Raw genomic sequence first — 17,002 nt, 5'->3', positions numbered from 1 at the left:
ACTCCACAAACCAGGATCCCCACCCAACACGGCGCGCAACATACCGCACCATTTTCAGGCCATTCAGAAGGGGTTTGGCCGCTATCTTTCCGCATCAGCGGCGGCGACTCAGAAAACAATACACGCCCACCAACCCCGCCGCAAATCAGCCTTTCGCGATGGCCGATGGCCTCAAAATCCCAGTAACAGCAAGGATTCTGGGGCCACCGGCACTCCTTGGACGGCCCTGGCGGCCGGAACTGCGTTTTATGCAGTGAGTCACAGCTGTTTACTTTGCGGCTCCGGCCGCAGGACTCATGTCCTCATCCGGCTGCTCATCAGCTTCCGGGTCATCCGCGGACACCGCAGCAACCGGACCGCCCTCCGCTGCGTGCCGGCCGCTCGCGCCGTTGTCGCCACGGGTCTTCATGAGGCTGGCCGCAGTGGCTACAGCAATGGTGGCGCCGATGAACAGCAGCGAGAACCAGATGGGGATCTCAGGCACCCACAACAGCGGCTGACCGCCGTTTATGAAGGACAGCTCGTTCACATGCAGTGCGTGGAAGACGAGCTTCACGCCGATGAAGGCGAGGATGACGGCCAGGCCCTGTGCCAGGTAGATGAGGCGTTCCAGCAGTCCGCCGATCAGGAAGAAGAGCTGGCGCAGGCCCATGAGGGCGAAGGCGTTGGCGGTGAAAACGATGTAGGCCTCGTCAGTGAGCCCGTAGATGGCCGGGATGGAGTCAACGGCAAAGATCAGGTCCACGAAACCAATGGCGATGATGGTCAGCATCATGGGGGTGAAAAAGCGCGTGGCGCCCTTCTTCACGGTGAGCTTATCGCCGTGGTATTCGTCAGTGACGGGCAGGACGCGGCGCACCAGCTGCATGAACTTGCCGTCTGCGGGGTTGGAATCGTGGCTGCCGAACGCCTGCTTATAGGCCAGGAAGAGCAGCAGCGCGCCGAAGATGTAGAAGATCCAGGAGAAGTTCTCGATCAGGCCGGCCCCAATGGCTATGAAGCCGCCGCGGAGGATCAGCGCAATGACAATGCCGATCATCAGTACCTTCTGCTGGTATTTCTTCGGCACAGCGAACCCGCTCATCACGATCAGGAAGACGAACAAGTTGTCGATAGAGAGGGCCTTCTCGGTGAGGTAGCCCGCGAAGTACTCCCCGCCGAAGGTCCAGCCGGACACCAGGCCGATGCCAACTCCGAACACCAAGGCCAGCCCAATGTAGAAAGCCGACCAGCGCGCCGATTCACCGATGGAAGGCTCGTGGGGTTTGCGCACGTGCGCGAAAAACTCGTAAACGAAGAAAAGGACTGTCACGGCAAGGGTGATGATCCAGATCAGTGGCGTTACCTGCATTTGGGTACTCCAAAGGGTTGGCGTTGATGAATACGCCAAGGTCTCCTCCGCCCGGAAAGATCCGGAGCCGATGGCCCGGGATGCTTCGTTGCATCCGTATTGACGGGCCAATCACAGACGGGAGTACTCCCCTTGAGGCATCAATTCTACGGCATCGCTGGCGGTGGCTGGCAGCCTAAGCACGCCCAAGCCGTGTTCGCCCGTGGCTGTGCCGCCGGGGGGTCCTCAAGGAGGCGCGTTGTTGGGACCATTGGCCTTATCCGCATGCCTGGCCTGTCCTAGGCTCGGCATAAGACAATCAAGCCGGGCCTCCCACGACGACGTGGCGGCCGGCACCGGAGAATCGGGGCATTGTGGAATCCAAAGCCATTGTGGTGGGCTATGACGGTTCAGAACCAGCTGCACGGGCGGTCCGATGGGCTGCAAAGGAAGCGGCCCGGCGCAAGGTTCCGTTGCATCTGGTGCATTGCACGCTGTGGCCGCTGCTGACGAAGAACCTCGGCCCGGTTCCCGGCATCGCGGACAGCGGACTTCAGCACGCGGCGGAAAATACGCTGCAGGAGGGCGTTGAGCATGCGAACCAGGCCGCCCCCGATGTGAAAGTCCTGACCAGCCTGCTGTCCGGGAGCCCAAGCGTCCATCTGCCCAGGGTCTCGGCCGGCCAGGAAATGCTGGTCCTGGGAAGCCGCGGACTCGGAGGATTCATGGGCCTCCTCGTCGGCTCAGTGAGCTTGGAGATGGCAGCCACAGCATCGTGCCCCGTGGCCGTGATCAAACCCGGCGAAGACCCGGACGGCCCCGTGGTGGTCGCCGTTGATGACCCAGGGGCGACGGCGGCACTTGAGGATGCGTGCACCGCGGCTGCCGCGGCGGGAGCCCGGCTCGTCATCATCCACGTCCGGACAGTTCCGGCCGGCTACCGGCTGGTCCGGGACCCAGTCGATCCCGGTGCCGGGGCTGAGGCTTTGTTGGATTCGGCTGTCGCCAAGGCGCAGGAGCTCGCCCCCGGACTAACGGTCGAAAAGCAGCTCCTGACCGACACCTCAGTACCCCGCGCCATCCTGCATGCGTCCCAGGGTGCGCGCCTTACCGTCGTCGGAACCAAAGGCCACGGTCTGATCAAAGGAAGCATCGGCTCCACGGCGCATGCCGTCCTCCACCATGCCAAAGGTCCGGTGCTCGTCTCCAGGCGCCAGCCCGCCGCCAAGGCAGCGCACGAGTCCTAATCCAGGGCGGAGGTTGGTGCCCAGGCCTGCGACCTGGACGCCGTCGCTTCGATGCCATACTCCGTCGCTTCTACTTCCACTGAATCATCAGGGAACGAAAGATCCTTTGGCTACTTTGCGATGCCACCGTGCCTGCTGCAGGCTCCCTGGCGAGTGGCACTAGGCCACACATAACCGTCCTGGCAAATGATGGCGCCTCCGACGATGGGAGCAGCAGGCACCTGCTGGGCTTGTTGTGCCGCCTGCTGGGCAGCTTGCGCCGCGGCCTGGTCGGCAGTGGCCTTGTCGCGCGCAGCTTGGTCTGCTGCCGCTTTGGCAGCAGCAGCTTGATCAGCCGCCGCCTTGTCAGCCGTGGCTTTGTCTGCAGCGGCCTTCGCGGCTGCGGCGGCGTCGGCGGCTGCCTTGTCAGCTGCAGCCTTCTCGGCAGCGGCCTTCTCAGCGGTCACATCGTCAAGGTTCTTGACGCCGAGATGAACGGTGGATCCCTTTGCCGCGTGCGCTCCGTTGGCCGGGTCCTGGGTTGTCACCTGCCAGTTCTTCTTCACGATGATCGATTTGCCGTGAGCAGAGTCAACGGCATCGACTTTGAAGCCCAGCTTTTCCAGCTGATCAGTCGCCTTGTCCAGGGTCTGGCCTACAACTCCGGGAACGGTGACGGACGCTGCAGTGGTGGCAGTCGCGGAGGCGGCAGAGGCCGGCTCCACCGCCGCCTGCTTGCCGCCGCAACCTGTCAACATAAGCCCTGTCAGCACAGCCAGAGCCAGCGTCTTCTTCAACCTGCCGGCGGCAGGCCCGATGTTTTCTTTCATGATTCCCCCTAGGAATGCGAGTGATGGTGATCGTGGTTCGAACAAGGCCCGGAGAATCCCGGACAGGTGCGGCTACTCGCAGGCGATGCCGTCGGAGTCCCGGTCCAGCGCCGGCCGGTATCCGGGCTGGCCCGCGTAGATCGGCGCCGCTCCGGCCGCCCTCGCCGCAGTGCAGTTGGCGTAGTAGGCAGCGGCGGGCGCTGGCGCGGGAGCAACAGGAGCAGGTGCGGGAGCCGGAGCGGGCGCGACAGGAGCGGGTGCGGGGACCGCCGCGGCCGGTGCCGGGACGGGAGCCACAGGAGCGGGAACAGGAGCAGGCGCAACAACAGCAGGTGCCGGCTCAGCAGCAACGGGCACCGGCGCTTGCTGGTTGGTCGGTGCCAGCTGACCGGAACAGTCGCCAAGGATCCGTGCCATCGCGTCGTGCTCAGCCTGGGTCACCCACAACCCGTATGTGGCCTTCACGGAAATTTGGCGGCCAACGTACTCGCACCGGAACCCCTTGTTGGGCGGCAGCCAGGTGGCAGCGTCGCCGTCGCCCTTTTGCTGGTTGGTGGGCCCGTCGGTGGCCTGCAGGTTCAGCGGATCATTCGCAAACGCCGTCCGCTGCTCCGCGGTCAACTGCTGGGCGCCTTTCTGCCAGGCGTCACTCAGCGCCACCACGTGGTCGATCTGCACGGCAGTGCTCGTGGCGGAACCGCGCAGGAAACTGATGGTGGTGCCCGTGTACGGATCGGCGAGAGTGCCGGACTGCACCTTGCAGGGCACGCTGTTCGTGTACGTGATGCCTGTGAGGTCCCGCTTGAGGATGTCATTGCGGGTATCGCACCCGTTCCTGTCCACATCCGCCCATGCCTGCCCGAATTGCGCCCGGTCATACCCCGTTTTCGGCGCCCGGCCCTTGATGGGAAGCGTTGCCAGCAGGTCGATCGCCTTGGTGGTGTAGGCGGGCTGCGGGTTGGGCGCTGCCACGGTGACGCCCGCGGCCACAACATTCGTGGTGTCCGGATCCAGCGGCTCTCCGGTTTCCTCCGCCGTGGGCGAAGGAGTGGGAGTGGACGACGGCGCCGCCACGGGTGGTGCAATGGGGCTGGCTGTTGCGGACCCCGCCTTGGCCGCGCTATCCGCGGAGGCGGCTTCAAGGTCCGCACTTGCCACGCGGGGCAGCGCGACGGCACCACCAATGAGGAGGGCGAAGGACACGGCGATCGCGACGGCGCCGGCCTTGCGTTTCGCCGGCAGCCAGGCCCAGGAGCGGCGCCCGGTGAGCAGCACGTAAAGCCCCGTCAGGGCAGCGGAGATTCCCAGGAAGATCAGGGCACCTCCAATGCCTCCGCTGAGTGCGCCCAAAAGCATGAAAATGGCGGTAAAAGCTCCGGTGACAAACGTCGAAGCGCGTGGTTTCCGCGGCGGCTTCGGCGACGGCGCGGAAGGAGCAACCCCAAAAAGGGTCTGGTAGTCGGACATTTTTCCCCACTGATGAGGAGGCCAAGTAATTCGGCACTCCTATAATTGCCGGGCCTTCTGCTAAGCCCAGCAACACTCGATGCCGCTGAGCCTACGGCCCCAGTCACCTGGGGATACGCCGGCTCCGGGAATCCTCGGCCAACATTCAGCCAGTCTTGATGGGACCTTGAGGAATGGACCTTTTGAGGCGTAATAATTCGGATACAAAATGCCCTGAATGCGGTGCCGGACAGCCGTTCCACGTTGGCATGGGCAAAGGTAGAGTTGCCCGCATGCAAATGCGCCTCGAGGTTGTCCAGGTCCCGGTTTCCGACGTCGAGAAATCAAAAGCGTTTTACACAGAACAACTGGGCTTTGTGCTGGACCACGACGTGGAGCACATTCCCGGCATGCGCGTTGTCCAGCTGACTCCGCCGGGTTCTGCCGCCTCGGTGGTCATCGGAACCGGAATGACCGCCATGGTGCCGGGCAGCCTGGAAGGGCTGCAGCTGGTGGTTCCGAACCTCCCGGCCGTAAGGGAGGAACTGGTCAACCGTGGTGCGGAGATCAGCGAAATCCAGGATCTGGGTGGCGTCCTGTTCGCTTACTTCAGCGACCCCGACGGCAACCGCTGGGTCATGCAGGGACAAACCCCGCCGGCAGTCCGCGACGCCCACAAAGCCGGCTAGCTCCGGGGCCGGTCCCGGACCATACGCAGTTCCGGCACGCTTTCCCACTCCGGCGGAAGGTTCCCGCGACCGCCGTCGAACGTGAAACCTTGGCGCCGGTAGAACGCCTGCGCCTTCACGTTCTCCTCCAGAACCCACAAGTACGCGGGCGAATCGCCGAGGGCGGCCTCAAGCAGCGCCTTCCCCAGCCCACTCCCCTGTGCCCGGGCAAGAACGAAGATCGAGTACAGCTCCAGCGGAAACGGGCTGTCATCGTGGCGCGGCGGGCCGGCGTCGGCGAGGCCCACAACCTCACCGTTGGCATCCTCGGCGACGATCCGGGGGTGCGGCACGTCAAGGTATGGGCGGCGCCGGGCCACGCGTTCCGGAATGGACCGTCGACGTTCGGCGAAAAAGCCGGGCGAAAGCAGGTGTCCGTAGCTTTCCTCATGCGCAGCCGTATGCATCAGCACGATGGCTTCGGCATCCTCCGGGGTGGCCCGGCGAAGTACATAATCCATTGCTCCAGCCTAATCAGGGCCGGGCCGGATCAGTGTTTTGCCGGGGCCGCCGTGGACCCCCGGACCACCAACTCGGTGCCCAGCTCGATCCGTTGCGGCAGTTCCTCGTCGCCGTCAAGGTGGCGGAGCAGGGCGCGCATGGCGGTCTCCGCCATCTGCACCACGGGCTGCCGGATGGTGGTGAGTCCCGGCTCAACCCATTCGGCGGCCGGGATGTCGTCGAAGCCGATGATGGACAGGTCCTCCGGGATGCGCAGCCCGGCAGAGCGCGCAGCCCGGTAGGCGCCCAGCGCCTGGTCGTCGTTGCCGGTGAAGATCGCCGTCGGCCTCTCCGGCAGTTCCAGCAGCTTGCGGGTGGCGGCCTCCCCTGCCTCGATCGAGAAGTCGCCGGGCACCATCAGGGCCGGGTCCAGCGCGATACCCGCCCGGCGCAGCGCCGAAATGTAGCCGTCCTCGCGGGCACTGCTGCATTGCAGGTCTTCACGTCCGCCAATCATGGCGATCCGCTTGTGCCCCAGCTTGAGCAGGTGCTCCGTGGCCGAGTAGCCGCCCTCCCAGTTGGCCGCGCCAACCGTCATCAGGTCCGGTCCGGGCTGGCCCACGGGGTCGATCAGCACCACCGGGATCCCCAGCGATTTCACCCGCTGGATCTGCTTGGCGTCCAGCTGGTACACGGCCATCAGCAGGCCGTCCGATTTCCGTTCCGCGAGGTTTGCCAGCCAGGGCCGGATCCGGGACCCGTCCAGGCTCAGGCTGCTGACCACGGTTCCGTATCCGGCGTCCTGCGCCACCCGCTCCACGCCCTCGATGATCTCCAGGGCCCATTCCGAGCCCAGCCCGGGGAACACCAGGTCCACCAGGCCGGCTTTCTGCCGGCGCTTGGCCGGGCGGCGCGCATAATCGCGCCGGGCGATGATTTCCTCCACCCGTGCCCGGGTCTCCGCGGCCACGTGGGCGTGCCCGTTCAGCACCTTGGACACGGTGGGAACGGATACGCCGGCCTCGCGGGCAATCTCGCTGATCGTCGCGCGCCCGGTGTCCTGTTTGCTCACCACGGAAACCACCCTTTCACCCGGGTCACGCGCCCGGGTCTAGTTATCGGAAAGTTCCCACGCCTGAATCCGGCCACACATGCCGTAAATCCTGCGGTTTTCCCGTTTTCCCATCGTAGTTCGCGCGTTCCCCAGATAGATACTTTCTGCCGTGTCCAGAGAAACCAGTTGCTGCCGGGTGACCTCCGCCTGCCGGGCCGCCCCCGCTGCCAGAAGCTCAGCCCAGGTTTCGGCTTTGGCGGATGCCAGCCGGGCCGCCGCGGCGTGGAATCCTGCCAACGCCGCCGGTCCGGAGCGGAGAACGGCCTCCTTCAGCGCCAGGTAGCCTTCCAGCGCCAAATCACGACGACGGCGCGCGGCTTCCTCCGCGGCGTCCAGTCCGGAATCGGCATCCTTGTGCTCCAGGGCCGCGGCGCGGCGGTACGTGGCGGGGTCGGTGAGGTGCTCCGGCGGGAAGGTCATCACGGCGTCCCCGTGCTCAGGCAGCCCTGCGTTTTGCATGACCACCAGGATTTTCAGGTCCCCCGAATCGTTGATGGCCCGGTGGACGGTGCCGGGGGTGAACCAGAGAACCACCCCGGGCATCAGCGCGGTGGTGGTGAACCCGCGTGAATCAAGGGTCTCCAGACGGCCGGTTCCCGCCAAGACCACGTATGCCTCAGTGGAAGCAGTGTGCACATGGGGTGACCCGCCTGCGGCGCCGTCCGCCCCGGGCCAGTCATAAATGCTGATCTCGGACAGTCCGGTGGCGCCGGGGAACGTTGAGCCCATACTCAGGCCCACGTGCCAAGGGCGGCTTGCGCGGCCGCCGCCAGCGCCGCGGCACGGTCCCCGTCCACGTCGCCATCGGCGATCACCACTGCGTAGCGGTACGTCAGCGGTTCCCCTTCCCGCAGCGGGACCTCCTCGCTGAAGAAGGGCGCCGACCCCAGGCAGGCGAACATGGACGACCTTGCGAACCACTGGTTGGGCGCACCCGGGTTCGAACCGTCTTCCACGAAGGCGATGGTGGAGGACCGGCAGCTGACATCGTGCTTGCCGGTGAAGGCGATCCACGGCGAGCGGGTGCCCATGAATTCGTCGGTGCCCGTACCGTCCGGGTTGCGGAACTCCCCGCCGGTAAAGGACCGTGGGCCGCGCCAGAAGAGGCCGCCGTAGCCTGCGTTGTGGCGGCCTTCCGTAGTGGGACTGCCGATCCGGATCTCATCACCGGAGATGTTGCGCATGGTGGTTCCGAAGAGGATGGCGTAGGCACCCCCGGATTCTCCGCCAGCACCGCTGTCCGCCAGCAGCTGGATGTTGAACCGGCGGTCCTCCGCGATGACCGGCTGACCGTCCTGCGATGTCCAGGTGAGGGATTCCGAGGCCGTGATCCCTGCGCCGGAGTGCTCGATCCCGGTGAAGGAGGTATGGGTCATGGCGCCGTTGTTGTCCAGGTTGGCGTACTCGGTGGCGCGCGTGTAGGTGGCGCCGCCCCAGAAGTTGTGTTTGCCCACGTTCGGCAGCGCCCAGGAAAGTCCCTTGTGCCAGACATGGTCCCAGGGCCGGGAGATGGTGACTTCGTCTCCGCCCAAGGTGGTGAGCGGATGGAAGAACGGGCGGGGGCTCTCGTATTGGTGGTCCGTGGGCCGATAGGTGTAGGTGGCGATGGGTTTGCCGTCGGCGGTGAAGGTGAGGGCTGCGCCGTCGTCGGCGACATCCAGCCGGGCTGTGTGGACGGCTGAAGGTGTGGTGGTGGGCATGGCGGGAGGCTCCTTGGGAGGTTTGGGGTGTCAGGCGCGGGCGGATTCGAAGGCTGTTTCGTTGAGGGCTGTGGCATCCAATGCGGCAGTGCCCAGCCCGTCCCCGTCCATCCCGCCGTAGAAGGGATGGCCCGGGACGATCTCGCCGCGACGCACGGCCCTGCCGGTAAACGCGGAGGCGTAGATCGCGGCAGCGAGCTCAAGTGTTTGCCGCGCGGAGTCCGCCCCGGCCGGCAGCGGAAGCCCGGCGTCGAGCGCGTGGTACATGGCCAGGAACTGGGCGGAGTGTCCGCTGCCGCGTTCCAGCGGCCGGCTGTTCCACTCGGTGCGGACCTGGTCTTCGTGGCCTGGCGCGCCGGTGACACTCCAGTTGTCCGTGGCATAACCATAAAGATGGCTCAATTCCACCGTGGCGAACTCGCAGTCAATCCGGATGTCCGAGGTCTCCCGGGGCGAGAGCAGTGAGTTGACGATGGTGGCCACGGCACCGTTGCGGAACCGGACCAGCGCGGCGGACAGGTCTTCGGTGGACGTGGCACGTGCCTGCCGGCCTGCAATCGCGGTGACCTCCTCCCATGGGCCCAGGAGGTGCAGGAGGAGATCGAATTGGTGGATGCCGTGGCCCATGGTGGGGCCGCCGCCCTCAGCGTTCCACGTGCCGCGCCAAGGAAGATCCCAGTAGCTGTCCGGCCGGTACCAGAGGGTATCGCAGCGGGCCACCAGCGGACGGCCGAATCCGGCGCCGCCGATTAACTCCCGGGCGGCGGCGGCAGCATCCCCGAACCGGTGCTGGAACACGCAGGAGAACTGGGCGCCGCCTTTGGCTTGGGCTTTCTCCAGCCGGTCGAAGTCCGCCAGGCTCAGCGCCGGGGGCTTCTCCGAGAGTACGTGCACCCCGGCCTCAAGGCATTCGATGGCTTGATCGATGTGCAGCATGGGCGGGGTGCAGAGGTGCACGATGTCCGGCTGGGCCCCCGCCAGCAGTTCGGCCAGCGTGAGGTACGTGCCGGGAATGCCGTGCTTCCCGGCAAAGGCATCCAGCCGGTCCTGGTCCACGTCGCAGGCGGCCACGAGCTCGGCGCGCCCGCCCGTCCGCGCCAGGTTGTCCGCGTGGACCGCGGCGATCCCGCCGGTGCCCACGATGGCCACTTTGTACGTCCGCATGTTCTCTCCGTCGTTGCAGTGAAGTCGTTGCCGTGAAGGTGCCGGGCCATCTGGCGTTGAGCCAGCCCGGTTTGGAGCTGCTGCGGGCCTCCATAAGAAACTTTCGGCACTCAATCCGAAGTTTCTGATGATCACCACAGCTACAAGTAAGGCCCGGCTTCAACCGTAGGAAGGTTTGGATTCAGGAGTCAAGGGTTTTTCATCTAGAAACTAAACATAAGTTTCTGATACTTTCTTAGAAACATCTTCCGAGCCTAGGAGACGCCCGTGACCAGCGGTGCCGCCGAAAAGCAAGCCCTCCCCTCACCCGCGGCGGGCCTCGAGCCGCCAGCCGCCGTCGGACACTTGTCCCTCGACGAGCTGGTGCGGCAGATGACCCTGGAGGAAAAACTGGCCCAGCTGGTGGGCGTGTGGGTGAATGCTTCCACTGACGGCGACTCCGTGGCTCCGTTGCAGAACGAGATGGCAGGCGACGCCCGCTCCTGGGAGGACGTGATCTCCGCGGGCCTCGGCCAGATCACCCGGATGTACGGAACGGTTCCGCTGGAGCCGCTCGAGGGGGCGCGCCGGCTGGCCGCCGCGCAGGAGCAGATCATGGCCGCCTCACGGTTCCGGATCCCCGCGCAGGTGCACGAAGAATGCCTGGCAGGGCTGGCCGCCTGGAAAGCGACAGCCTTCCCTGTACCGCTGGCATGGGGCGCCACCTTCAACCCGGCGCTGGTGCGCCGGATGGCCGGCCTGATCGGCGGCCAGATGCGGGAACTGGGCGTCCACCAGGGCCTGGCGCCGGTACTGGATGTGGTGCGCGACCTCCGCTGGGGCCGGGTGGAAGAAACCATTGGCGAGGACCCCTACCTGGTGGGCACCGTGGCAAGCTCCTACGTCCAGGGGCTGGAAGCGGCAGGAATCGTGGCCACCCTCAAGCACTTCGTGGGCTACTCCGCCTCACGCGCCGGACGGAACCACGCGCCGGTTTCCATGGGGCCCCGGGAGCTCGCGGACGTCATGCTGCCCCCTTTCGAGCTCGCCATCAAGGAGGGCGGCGCCCGCTCCGTGATGCACGCCTACACGGACACCGACGGCGTTCCTGCCGCGGCCAACCGCGCACTGCTGACCTCCCTGCTCCGGGACGAGTGGGGCTTCACCGGGACCGTAGTGGCGGACTACTTCGGCATCGCCTTCCTCAACGCCACGCACGGCATCGCGGCCGATTCCGGAGAGGCTGCAGCCCTGGCGTTGGCAGCGGGCGTGGATGTGGAACTGCCCACCGTCAACTGCTACGGCACGCCCTTGCTTGAGCGCGTGCGCTCCGGCGAGGTCCCCGAATCCCTGGTGGACACCGCGCTCCTGCGGGTGCTCCGGCAGAAGCAGGAAGCCGGACTGCTCTCGCCGGACTTCGACCCCGCTCCCCCGGCCCTGGCTGCCGGTGGCATCGACCTTGACCCGGCGGCCCACCGGGCGCTGGCCCGGGAGATCGCCGCACAGTCACTGGTGCTGCTGACCAACAGGACGCACGACGACGGGCCAAGCCTGCCTCTGCACGCGGCGGCTTTGGCGTCGCTGGGTGTGGTGGGGCCGCTGGCGCAGGACCCGTTCGCCATGTTGGGCTGCTATTCCTTTGACGCCCACGTCGGCGCATCCCATCCCGAGGTGCCCATGGGCATCCGGGTTCCCACCGTGGCCGGTGCAGCCGCCGAGCGTTGTGGCCACATCCGGACTGCAGCCACGGGAACGTGCGAGGCCATCAGCGACGGGCAGATCCTGGAAGCCTGCCGGATTGCCTCAGACGTGGACACCTGCGTGATCGTGGTGGGTGACAATGCGGGCCTCTTTGGCCGCGGCACCTCCGGCGAAGGCAACGATGCTGCCGACCTGCGGCTCCCCGGCGACCAGCACCGCATGCTGGACCAGGTCCTCACCGCCGCCGAGGCTGCCGGAACGCGCACCGTCGTCGTGGTCCTCAGCGGCCGGCCTTACGCCCTCGGCGACTTCGCAGGCAGGGCCGGAGCGATTGTCCAGGGGTTCTTCCCGGGCGAGGAGGGCGCGGAGGCGCTGTGGGACGTCCTGACCGGAGCCGTGAGCCCCTCCGGCAAGCTGCCGGTTTCCGTGCCGCGGACCTCCGGCGGACAACCCGGCACCTACCTGCACAGCCGCCTGGCCGGGCCGTCCGGCGTCAGCGCCCTGGACCCGTCGCCGCTGTTCGGTTTCGGGCACGGCCTGTCCTACACGACCTTCGACTTTTCGCACCACACGGCCAGCGGACCCACCATGACAACGTCGGGCGCCGTCACCGTGGGATGCACGGTGGCCAATACCGGCCCGGTTGACGGGGCGGAAGTGGTGCAGCTGTACCTCGAGGACCCGGTAGGCGAGGTGGTCCGGCCTGTCCGCGAACTGATTGGCTACGCCCGGGTGGACCTTGCCGCCGGCGCCGCGGCCCGGGTGGAGTTCACGGTGCACGCAGACCGGACGTCCTTCACTGGAGTGGACCTGAAGCGCGTGGTGACCCCCGGCCTGGTGAAGCTGCACGTGTCGACCTCCAGCAGCCAGGACACCCACACCCACGAACTGATCCTGCACGGCGAGCGCCGCGTGGTGGGCTTTGACCGGGAGATGCTGACACCGGTGACGGTAGCGCTGCGCTAGGCACCGGGAGCCCGAAGTCCACGCCGGAATTCCGGCGTGGCCTTCGGGCTTTTTCCTTGGCCCGCTAAGCAGCGGTGAATTTTTCCTCGACGTGCGCCAGCAGCGGGCGGGAATTCAGGCACACCAGGAACACCACGGCGCCGGCGAGCAGCGGCAGCAGGTACGTGGTGGTCATCAGCAGCAGCGTGGCGGTGACGAACAGGATGCCGGCGTTGCCCAGTGAGACGCGCTTCCGGGCGCTGAAGCTGTACAGGGAGAGCCGGTAAAGGTCCCGGGTCCGGAACGAGAACCGGGACAGCAGCAGCAGCGCGTTCAAGGCCGCCGTGGCCACGAGCAGCGCGAGGACCAGCAACGCCGGCCGGAGCGCCGGCGCGGCCGGCCCGAGCGACGGCAGCCCCGCGAGGTTGACCGCGATGACGGCCAGGACCAGCAGGTACGGCAGCCACACCTGCAGGGCCTGGCCCACATTCATCCGGTAGCCGCGGATGAAGTCCTGGTACACCTGGCCCTCATTCCCGGCGAGCATCCGGTTGAACGCATACATGCACGCCACCAGGGCCGGCCCGGCAGGAACCAGCGCCGGCAGGACCAGCCAAACCCCTGTGAACGGGGCCGCCACCAACGCCCCCAACAGCAGCACGTTAGCCAGCGCCAGCAGGGCCGAGCCCGTCAACACGCCCGCCACGGTGCCGGCCGCCCTGAACAGGGGGCCGGCACCGTACTCCGCTTTCTTCTGAACCACCAACTGCCTTTCGGTCACCGCGGCAGGCACCCTGCCGCCGTCGTCCGCCCTACTTCTTGTCCGCGTAGGCCTTATACGCCTTGTTGGCCAAATCTACATACTTGCCCATCCCCTTGCTGTCCAGCTCCTTGACGTAGGCATCGAACTCGCTGAGGCTGCGCTGCCCGGTGATGAACTTCAGTGTGTTCTGCTTGACGTGGTCCTTCAGCGGGGTCAGCGTCAGGGTGGCCTGCTCACGGTCCGCGTCGCTGTAAGGTACGGGCGGCGAGACGGGCCGGGGACTCTTGCTCTTCATGGCCTTCTGGAACGCCAGCTCCTCATCATCGAAGGTGGACTGCAACAGGTCCGTGGTGCCGCCGTACGCAAAATTACCGCCGGAAAAGCCGTAGTCCACCCTCAGGTCCTTGGTGCCGGCCGGGTTCAAGCCCTGGAAGTTGATGTCCTTCGCCAAGACCCGCTTGCCGCCCTCTTTGGTGTAGGTGGTGCCCTGTACGCCCCACTTGGCAAACTCCTGCCCCGCGTCGCTGTAGAACAGCCAGTCGATGTACTGCATCAGCGCTACGAAGCTGTCTTTGTCCTTCACGGACGAGTTCAGCATGATGCCGTTCTCCAGCCGCGAGCCGCCAATAATGTTGCCTGCGGGGCCGCCCGGAACCGTAATCTTGCCCACGGTAAAGTTTCCCTTGCCCAGGGACTGCTCCATGGAGGTGCGGTACGTGATGATGTTCTGCGAGTTGGCGCTGATCACGAACGACTTGCCGGAGGTGAACTTCTGGATCGCGGAATCGTCGGTCTGGGTGAAGCTTTCCGGATCCATCAGCCCCTCGGAGACAAGCGAGTTGAAGTAGGTAAGCAGGTCCTTGAAGGCCGGGGTGCTGGAGGCAAACTCGAACTGCTTCCTGGAATCGTTGAACGCCAGGCCGTCCACCAGGCCCCAGCCGGAGAGAGTACCGAAGGCAGTGCCGGCGATGTTGAGCACGCTGTTGCCGTTGAAGCGATCCGAGAAGGGCACCACGTCCGGGTGAGCCTTCTTCAGGGAGCGCAGCACGTCCCGGAACTCATCCCAGGTCTTGGGTTCGGCGAGGTTTTCCTTCTGCAGGATGTCCTTCCGGAACGCCAAGGAGTAATCCGGCCACAGCTCCTCATGCAGGCCCGGCAGCACATAGTACTTGCCGTCCTGCTGCGTGAGGCCGGCGATTTCCGGCTCCAGTTTCCACTTCTTCACCTTGTCCTGGAAGTTGGGCATCAGGTCCACGTAGTCGCTGACCGGCAGCACCGCACCGGAGGACACGAAGGCCGATTCCTCGCCGGGATATGTCTTGGCGATGATCTCCGGGGCCTTTCCGGAGCTGATGAGCAGGCTGCGCTTCTGCGTGTAGTCGGCGAACGGTACCACCGTGGCGTCCAGGGTGACGTTGTTGTCGCTGGCCATCTTGGTGAACAGCAGCCAGTCCTTCTTATAGGGGTATGTGGGCTGGTCGCTGAACAGGAAGCTGTAAGTGAGCGGGACGGTCGCCTTGAACGTGTCCCCCAGCTTGTAGTTGTCCATCGCACCATTGCGGGCTTTCGAGGTATCGGCTTTACTGCTGGATTCCGAGTCACAGCCGGCCAGCACCAGGCCGAAGGCCGTGAGTGCCGAGAGGCCGAGGAAGTCTCGTCTGCGGATCATGGGCTTTCCTTTCATAGGGGTTATTCCTTGACGGAACCGAGCATGACGCCCGAGAAAAAGTACTTCTGCACAAAGGGATAGATGCACAGGATGGGAATGACGGTGAGGACTATGGTCACTGACTGGATGTTCGCGGCGATCTGGCCCATGTTTTCCGTGGTGCCGCCGGCGGAGCCCGCCGTGGTGACCCCGGCGATCATGTTGCGCAGGTAAATGGTCACCGGGAACATTTCCGGCTTGTCCAGGTAGAGGAACGCCTGGAACCAGGAGTTCCAGTTGGCGACGGCGTAGAAGAGCACCATGGTGGCCACGATGGCCTTGCTCAACGGCAGGACCACCTTGAACAGCACCCCGTACTGGGTGAGGCCGTCGATGGCGGCGGCTTCCTCCAGCTCCCGCGGCATGTTCTCGAAAAACGACTTCATGATGAGCAGGTTGAAGACGCTGATGGCGTTCGGCAGCACCACGGCCCACAGCGTGTCCCGCAGGCCCAGCGAGCTGATGAGCACGTAGTTGGGGATCAGGCCGCCGTTGAAGAACATGGTGAACACGGCGAGACCGATGAAGACGCTGCGGCCCTTCAGGTCCTTCTTCGCGATGGCGTAGGCGAAGGACGTGGTGAGCACCATGGAGATGGCCGTGGCCACCACGGTATACAGGACTGTGTTGCCGTAGTTACGCCAGAACGTCGAATCAGCGAGGATCAACTTGTAGGTCTCGATATTGAAGCCCATCGGGAACAGGTTGACTTGCCCGGCATTGATGAAGCCTTCGCTGGAAAAGCTCTGGGCCAGAATGTTCAGGAACGGGTACAGAGTAAGGAACACCACAACCAGCAGGAACACCAGGTTGGCTGCCCGGAAAACCCGCATGCCGCGCGAGACCTTCATGTCCTTGACCAGGACGCCACTGGCCACGGCCGAAGCCTTGGCCTCTTTCACTGCGGTTTCCTTCACGGTTGCCCCTTTCACGGTTGCCCCTTTCACCACAGGCTCGTTCCGGCAAGGCGCTTGGATATGGCGTTCGCGGAGAGGATCAGCGTGAGGCCGATGACGGATTCGAACATCCCGATCGCGGCCGCGTAGCTGAAGTTGGAGGATTCCAGGCCCACCCGGTACAGGTAGGTGGAAATGACGTCGGAGGTCTGGTAGTTGAGCGGGTTGTAGATCAGGAGGATCTTCTCGAAGCCCACGGCCATGAACGTGCCGATATTCAGGATCAGCAGCGTGATGATGGTGGGCCGGATGGCCGGCAGCGTCACGTGCCAGGTCTGCTGCCAGCGGTTGGCCCCGTCGATCCGGGCCGCCTCATACAGCGACTCGTCCACCCTGGTCAGCGCGGCGAGGTAGAGAATGGCACCCCAGCCCATGGTCTGCCACACCTCGGAGCTGATGTACATGGGCCGGAACCAGGCGGCCTCCTGGGTGAAGTTCACCGTGGTGCCGAACAGGGTATGGCCGATCTGGTTCACCGTGCCGGTCATGGAAAAGTTCTGCAGGATCATGCCGGCGATGATCACCACTGACATGAAGTGCGGCAGGTACGTCACGGTCCGGATGAGCTTCTTGAACTTCTGCGAGCGCAGCTCGTTCAGCAGCAAGGCAAAAATGATGGGCATGGGAAAGCAGAACAACAGCGTGAGCACGCCCAGGATGACGGTGTTCTGGAACGCCTGCCAGAAGCTGGGATCGTTGATGAACAGCGTGACGTACTTGAGCCCCACCCACTTCTCACCGAAGATGTTGCCGCCCGGCTGGAACTGCCGGAACGCTATGACGTTGCCAACCATGGGCAGGTACCGGAAGATGGCGAAATAGGCCAACGGCAGCAGCACCAGCGTGTAGAGCCGCCAGTCGCGCTTGATGGCCAGCTTCCAGCCGCCGGGCTTGTTCCTGGGTTTGTCCTTGCTGCCGGGCGGGTTTGTGGTGACCGCCTCGGGAGGTACTTCCAATCGCATGGCCATGTT

Annotated in this window: 15 protein-coding genes; 3 read left to right on the top strand and 12 right to left on the bottom strand. The window is 65.1% G+C overall.

Annotation, left to right across the window (positions count from 1 at the left end):
• Window positions 1–268: 268 nt before the first annotated feature.
• Window positions 269–1,351: a TerC family protein gene (locus AB4Y79_RS10500; protein ID WP_441861171.1), complete on the bottom strand. Its 1,083-nt coding sequence runs from the start codon at window positions 1,349–1,351 to the stop codon at window positions 269–271.
• Between the two features lie 353 nt (window positions 1,352–1,704).
• Here AB4Y79_RS10500 and AB4Y79_RS10495 point away from each other — a divergent pair, with 353 nt between their 5' ends.
• Entirely contained in the window at window positions 1,705–2,577 is an 873-nt protein-coding gene (locus AB4Y79_RS10495; protein WP_441861169.1) for a universal stress protein, read from the top strand.
• Window positions 2,578–2,687: 110 nt separating this feature from the next.
• On the opposite strand, the gene AB4Y79_RS10490 is transcribed toward AB4Y79_RS10495, so the two are convergent.
• Entirely contained in the window at window positions 2,688–3,386 is a 699-nt protein-coding gene (locus AB4Y79_RS10490; RefSeq protein WP_441861167.1) for a PASTA domain-containing protein, read from the bottom strand.
• A gap of 72 nt (window positions 3,387–3,458) precedes the next feature.
• The gene (locus AB4Y79_RS10485; RefSeq protein ID WP_441861165.1) at window positions 3,459–4,742 is read right to left on the bottom strand and encodes a GmrSD restriction endonuclease domain-containing protein; all 1,284 of its coding nucleotides are present in this window, start codon (window positions 4,740–4,742) and stop codon (window positions 3,459–3,461) included.
• Window positions 4,743–5,125: 383 nt separating this feature from the next.
• Between AB4Y79_RS10485 and AB4Y79_RS10480 the strand changes: the two genes are divergently transcribed.
• Window positions 5,126–5,521, top strand: a complete 396-nt coding sequence (locus AB4Y79_RS10480) for a VOC family protein (RefSeq protein WP_441861163.1) — start codon at window positions 5,126–5,128, stop codon at window positions 5,519–5,521.
• Here AB4Y79_RS10480 and AB4Y79_RS10475 read toward each other — a convergent pair.
• The 5 genes from AB4Y79_RS10475 to AB4Y79_RS10455 are packed head-to-tail and all read right to left on the bottom strand — an operon-like array spanning window position 5,518 to window position 9,979.
• A complete protein-coding gene (locus tag AB4Y79_RS10475; protein WP_441861161.1) occupies window positions 5,518–6,021 on the bottom strand; it encodes a GNAT family N-acetyltransferase in 504 nt (167 codons plus the stop codon). The genes AB4Y79_RS10480 and AB4Y79_RS10475 overlap by 4 nt on opposite strands.
• A gap of 29 nt (window positions 6,022–6,050) precedes the next feature.
• The gene (locus AB4Y79_RS10470) at window positions 6,051–7,076 is read right to left on the bottom strand and encodes a LacI family DNA-binding transcriptional regulator (RefSeq protein ID WP_441861159.1); all 1,026 of its coding nucleotides are present in this window, start codon (window positions 7,074–7,076) and stop codon (window positions 6,051–6,053) included.
• Window positions 7,077–7,112: 36 nt separating this feature from the next.
• Complete coding sequence (locus tag AB4Y79_RS10465) at window positions 7,113–7,844, bottom strand: cupin domain-containing protein (RefSeq protein ID WP_441861156.1); 732 nt, start codon at window positions 7,842–7,844, stop codon at window positions 7,113–7,115.
• 2 nt (window positions 7,845–7,846) lie between these two features.
• Window positions 7,847–8,815, bottom strand: coding sequence for a PmoA family protein (locus AB4Y79_RS10460; protein WP_441861154.1), 969 nt, complete (start codon window positions 8,813–8,815; stop codon window positions 7,847–7,849).
• Between the two features lie 30 nt (window positions 8,816–8,845).
• Window positions 8,846–9,979 (bottom strand): Gfo/Idh/MocA family protein, encoded by a 1,134-nt coding sequence (locus AB4Y79_RS10455; protein ID WP_441861152.1) that lies wholly within the window; start codon window positions 9,977–9,979, stop codon window positions 8,846–8,848.
• A gap of 267 nt (window positions 9,980–10,246) precedes the next feature.
• On the opposite strand from AB4Y79_RS10455, the gene AB4Y79_RS10450 reads away from it, so the two are divergent.
• Window positions 10,247–12,625 (top strand): glycoside hydrolase family 3 N-terminal domain-containing protein, encoded by a 2,379-nt coding sequence (locus AB4Y79_RS10450; protein WP_441861150.1) that lies wholly within the window; start codon window positions 10,247–10,249, stop codon window positions 12,623–12,625.
• Between the two features lie 64 nt (window positions 12,626–12,689).
• Here the strand turns inward: AB4Y79_RS10450 and AB4Y79_RS10445 are convergent, their stop codons facing one another.
• From AB4Y79_RS10445 to AB4Y79_RS10430, 4 genes are all read right to left on the bottom strand, one after another.
• On the bottom strand, window positions 12,690–13,367 hold the full coding sequence (locus AB4Y79_RS10445) for a DUF624 domain-containing protein (protein ID WP_441861147.1): 678 nt from the start codon (window positions 13,365–13,367) through the stop codon (window positions 12,690–12,692).
• Window positions 13,368–13,416: 49 nt separating this feature from the next.
• Window positions 13,417–15,051, bottom strand: a complete 1,635-nt coding sequence (locus AB4Y79_RS10440; RefSeq protein WP_441861145.1) for an ABC transporter substrate-binding protein — start codon at window positions 15,049–15,051, stop codon at window positions 13,417–13,419.
• Between the two features lie 5 nt (window positions 15,052–15,056).
• Window positions 15,057–15,926, bottom strand: coding sequence for a carbohydrate ABC transporter permease (locus AB4Y79_RS10435; RefSeq protein ID WP_441861187.1), 870 nt, complete (start codon window positions 15,924–15,926; stop codon window positions 15,057–15,059).
• Window positions 15,927–16,018: 92 nt separating this feature from the next.
• Window positions 16,019–16,999, bottom strand: a complete 981-nt coding sequence (locus AB4Y79_RS10430; RefSeq protein ID WP_441861143.1) for an ABC transporter permease — start codon at window positions 16,997–16,999, stop codon at window positions 16,019–16,021.
• Window positions 17,000–17,002 lie beyond the last annotated feature (3 nt).

The organism is Pseudarthrobacter sp. YAF2, assembly GCF_052113345.1.
GTDB lineage: Bacteria > Actinomycetota > Actinomycetes > Actinomycetales > Micrococcaceae > Arthrobacter.
The sequence above is the reverse complement of the archived record's forward strand: the minus strand, read 5'-3'. Positions and strand labels throughout refer to the sequence as shown.

What these genes read in the sequence shown, in the direction of transcription:
- AB4Y79_RS10500 (WP_441861171.1), bottom strand. Translation starts at nt 1,351, where the DNA reads ATGCAGGTAACGCCACTGATCTGGATCATCACCCTTGCCGTGACAGTC.
- AB4Y79_RS10490 (WP_441861167.1), bottom strand. Translation starts at nt 3,386, where the DNA reads ATGAAAGAAAACATCGGGCCTGCCGCCGGCAGGTTGAAGAAGACGCTG.
- AB4Y79_RS10485 (WP_441861165.1), bottom strand. Translation starts at nt 4,742, where the DNA reads ATGCTTTTGGGCGCACTCAGCGGAGGCATTGGAGGTGCCCTGATCTTC.
- AB4Y79_RS10480 (WP_441861163.1), top strand. Translation starts at nt 5,126, where the DNA reads ATGCAAATGCGCCTCGAGGTTGTCCAGGTCCCGGTTTCCGACGTCGAG.
- AB4Y79_RS10475 (WP_441861161.1), bottom strand. Translation starts at nt 6,021, where the DNA reads ATGGATTATGTACTTCGCCGGGCCACCCCGGAGGATGCCGAAGCCATC.
- AB4Y79_RS10465 (WP_441861156.1), bottom strand. Translation starts at nt 7,844, where the DNA reads ATGGGCTCAACGTTCCCCGGCGCCACCGGACTGTCCGAGATCAGCATT.
- AB4Y79_RS10460 (WP_441861154.1), bottom strand. Translation starts at nt 8,815, where the DNA reads ATGCCCACCACCACACCTTCAGCCGTCCACACAGCCCGGCTGGATGTC.
- AB4Y79_RS10455 (WP_441861152.1), bottom strand. Translation starts at nt 9,979, where the DNA reads ATGCGGACGTACAAAGTGGCCATCGTGGGCACCGGCGGGATCGCCGCG.
- AB4Y79_RS10440 (WP_441861145.1), bottom strand. Translation starts at nt 15,051, where the DNA reads ATGAAAGGAAAGCCCATGATCCGCAGACGAGACTTCCTCGGCCTCTCG.
- AB4Y79_RS10435 (WP_441861187.1), bottom strand. Translation starts at nt 15,926, where the DNA reads ATGAAGGTCTCGCGCGGCATGCGGGTTTTCCGGGCAGCCAACCTGGTG.
- AB4Y79_RS10430 (WP_441861143.1), bottom strand. Translation starts at nt 16,999, where the DNA reads ATGGCCATGCGATTGGAAGTACCTCCCGAGGCGGTCACCACAAACCCG.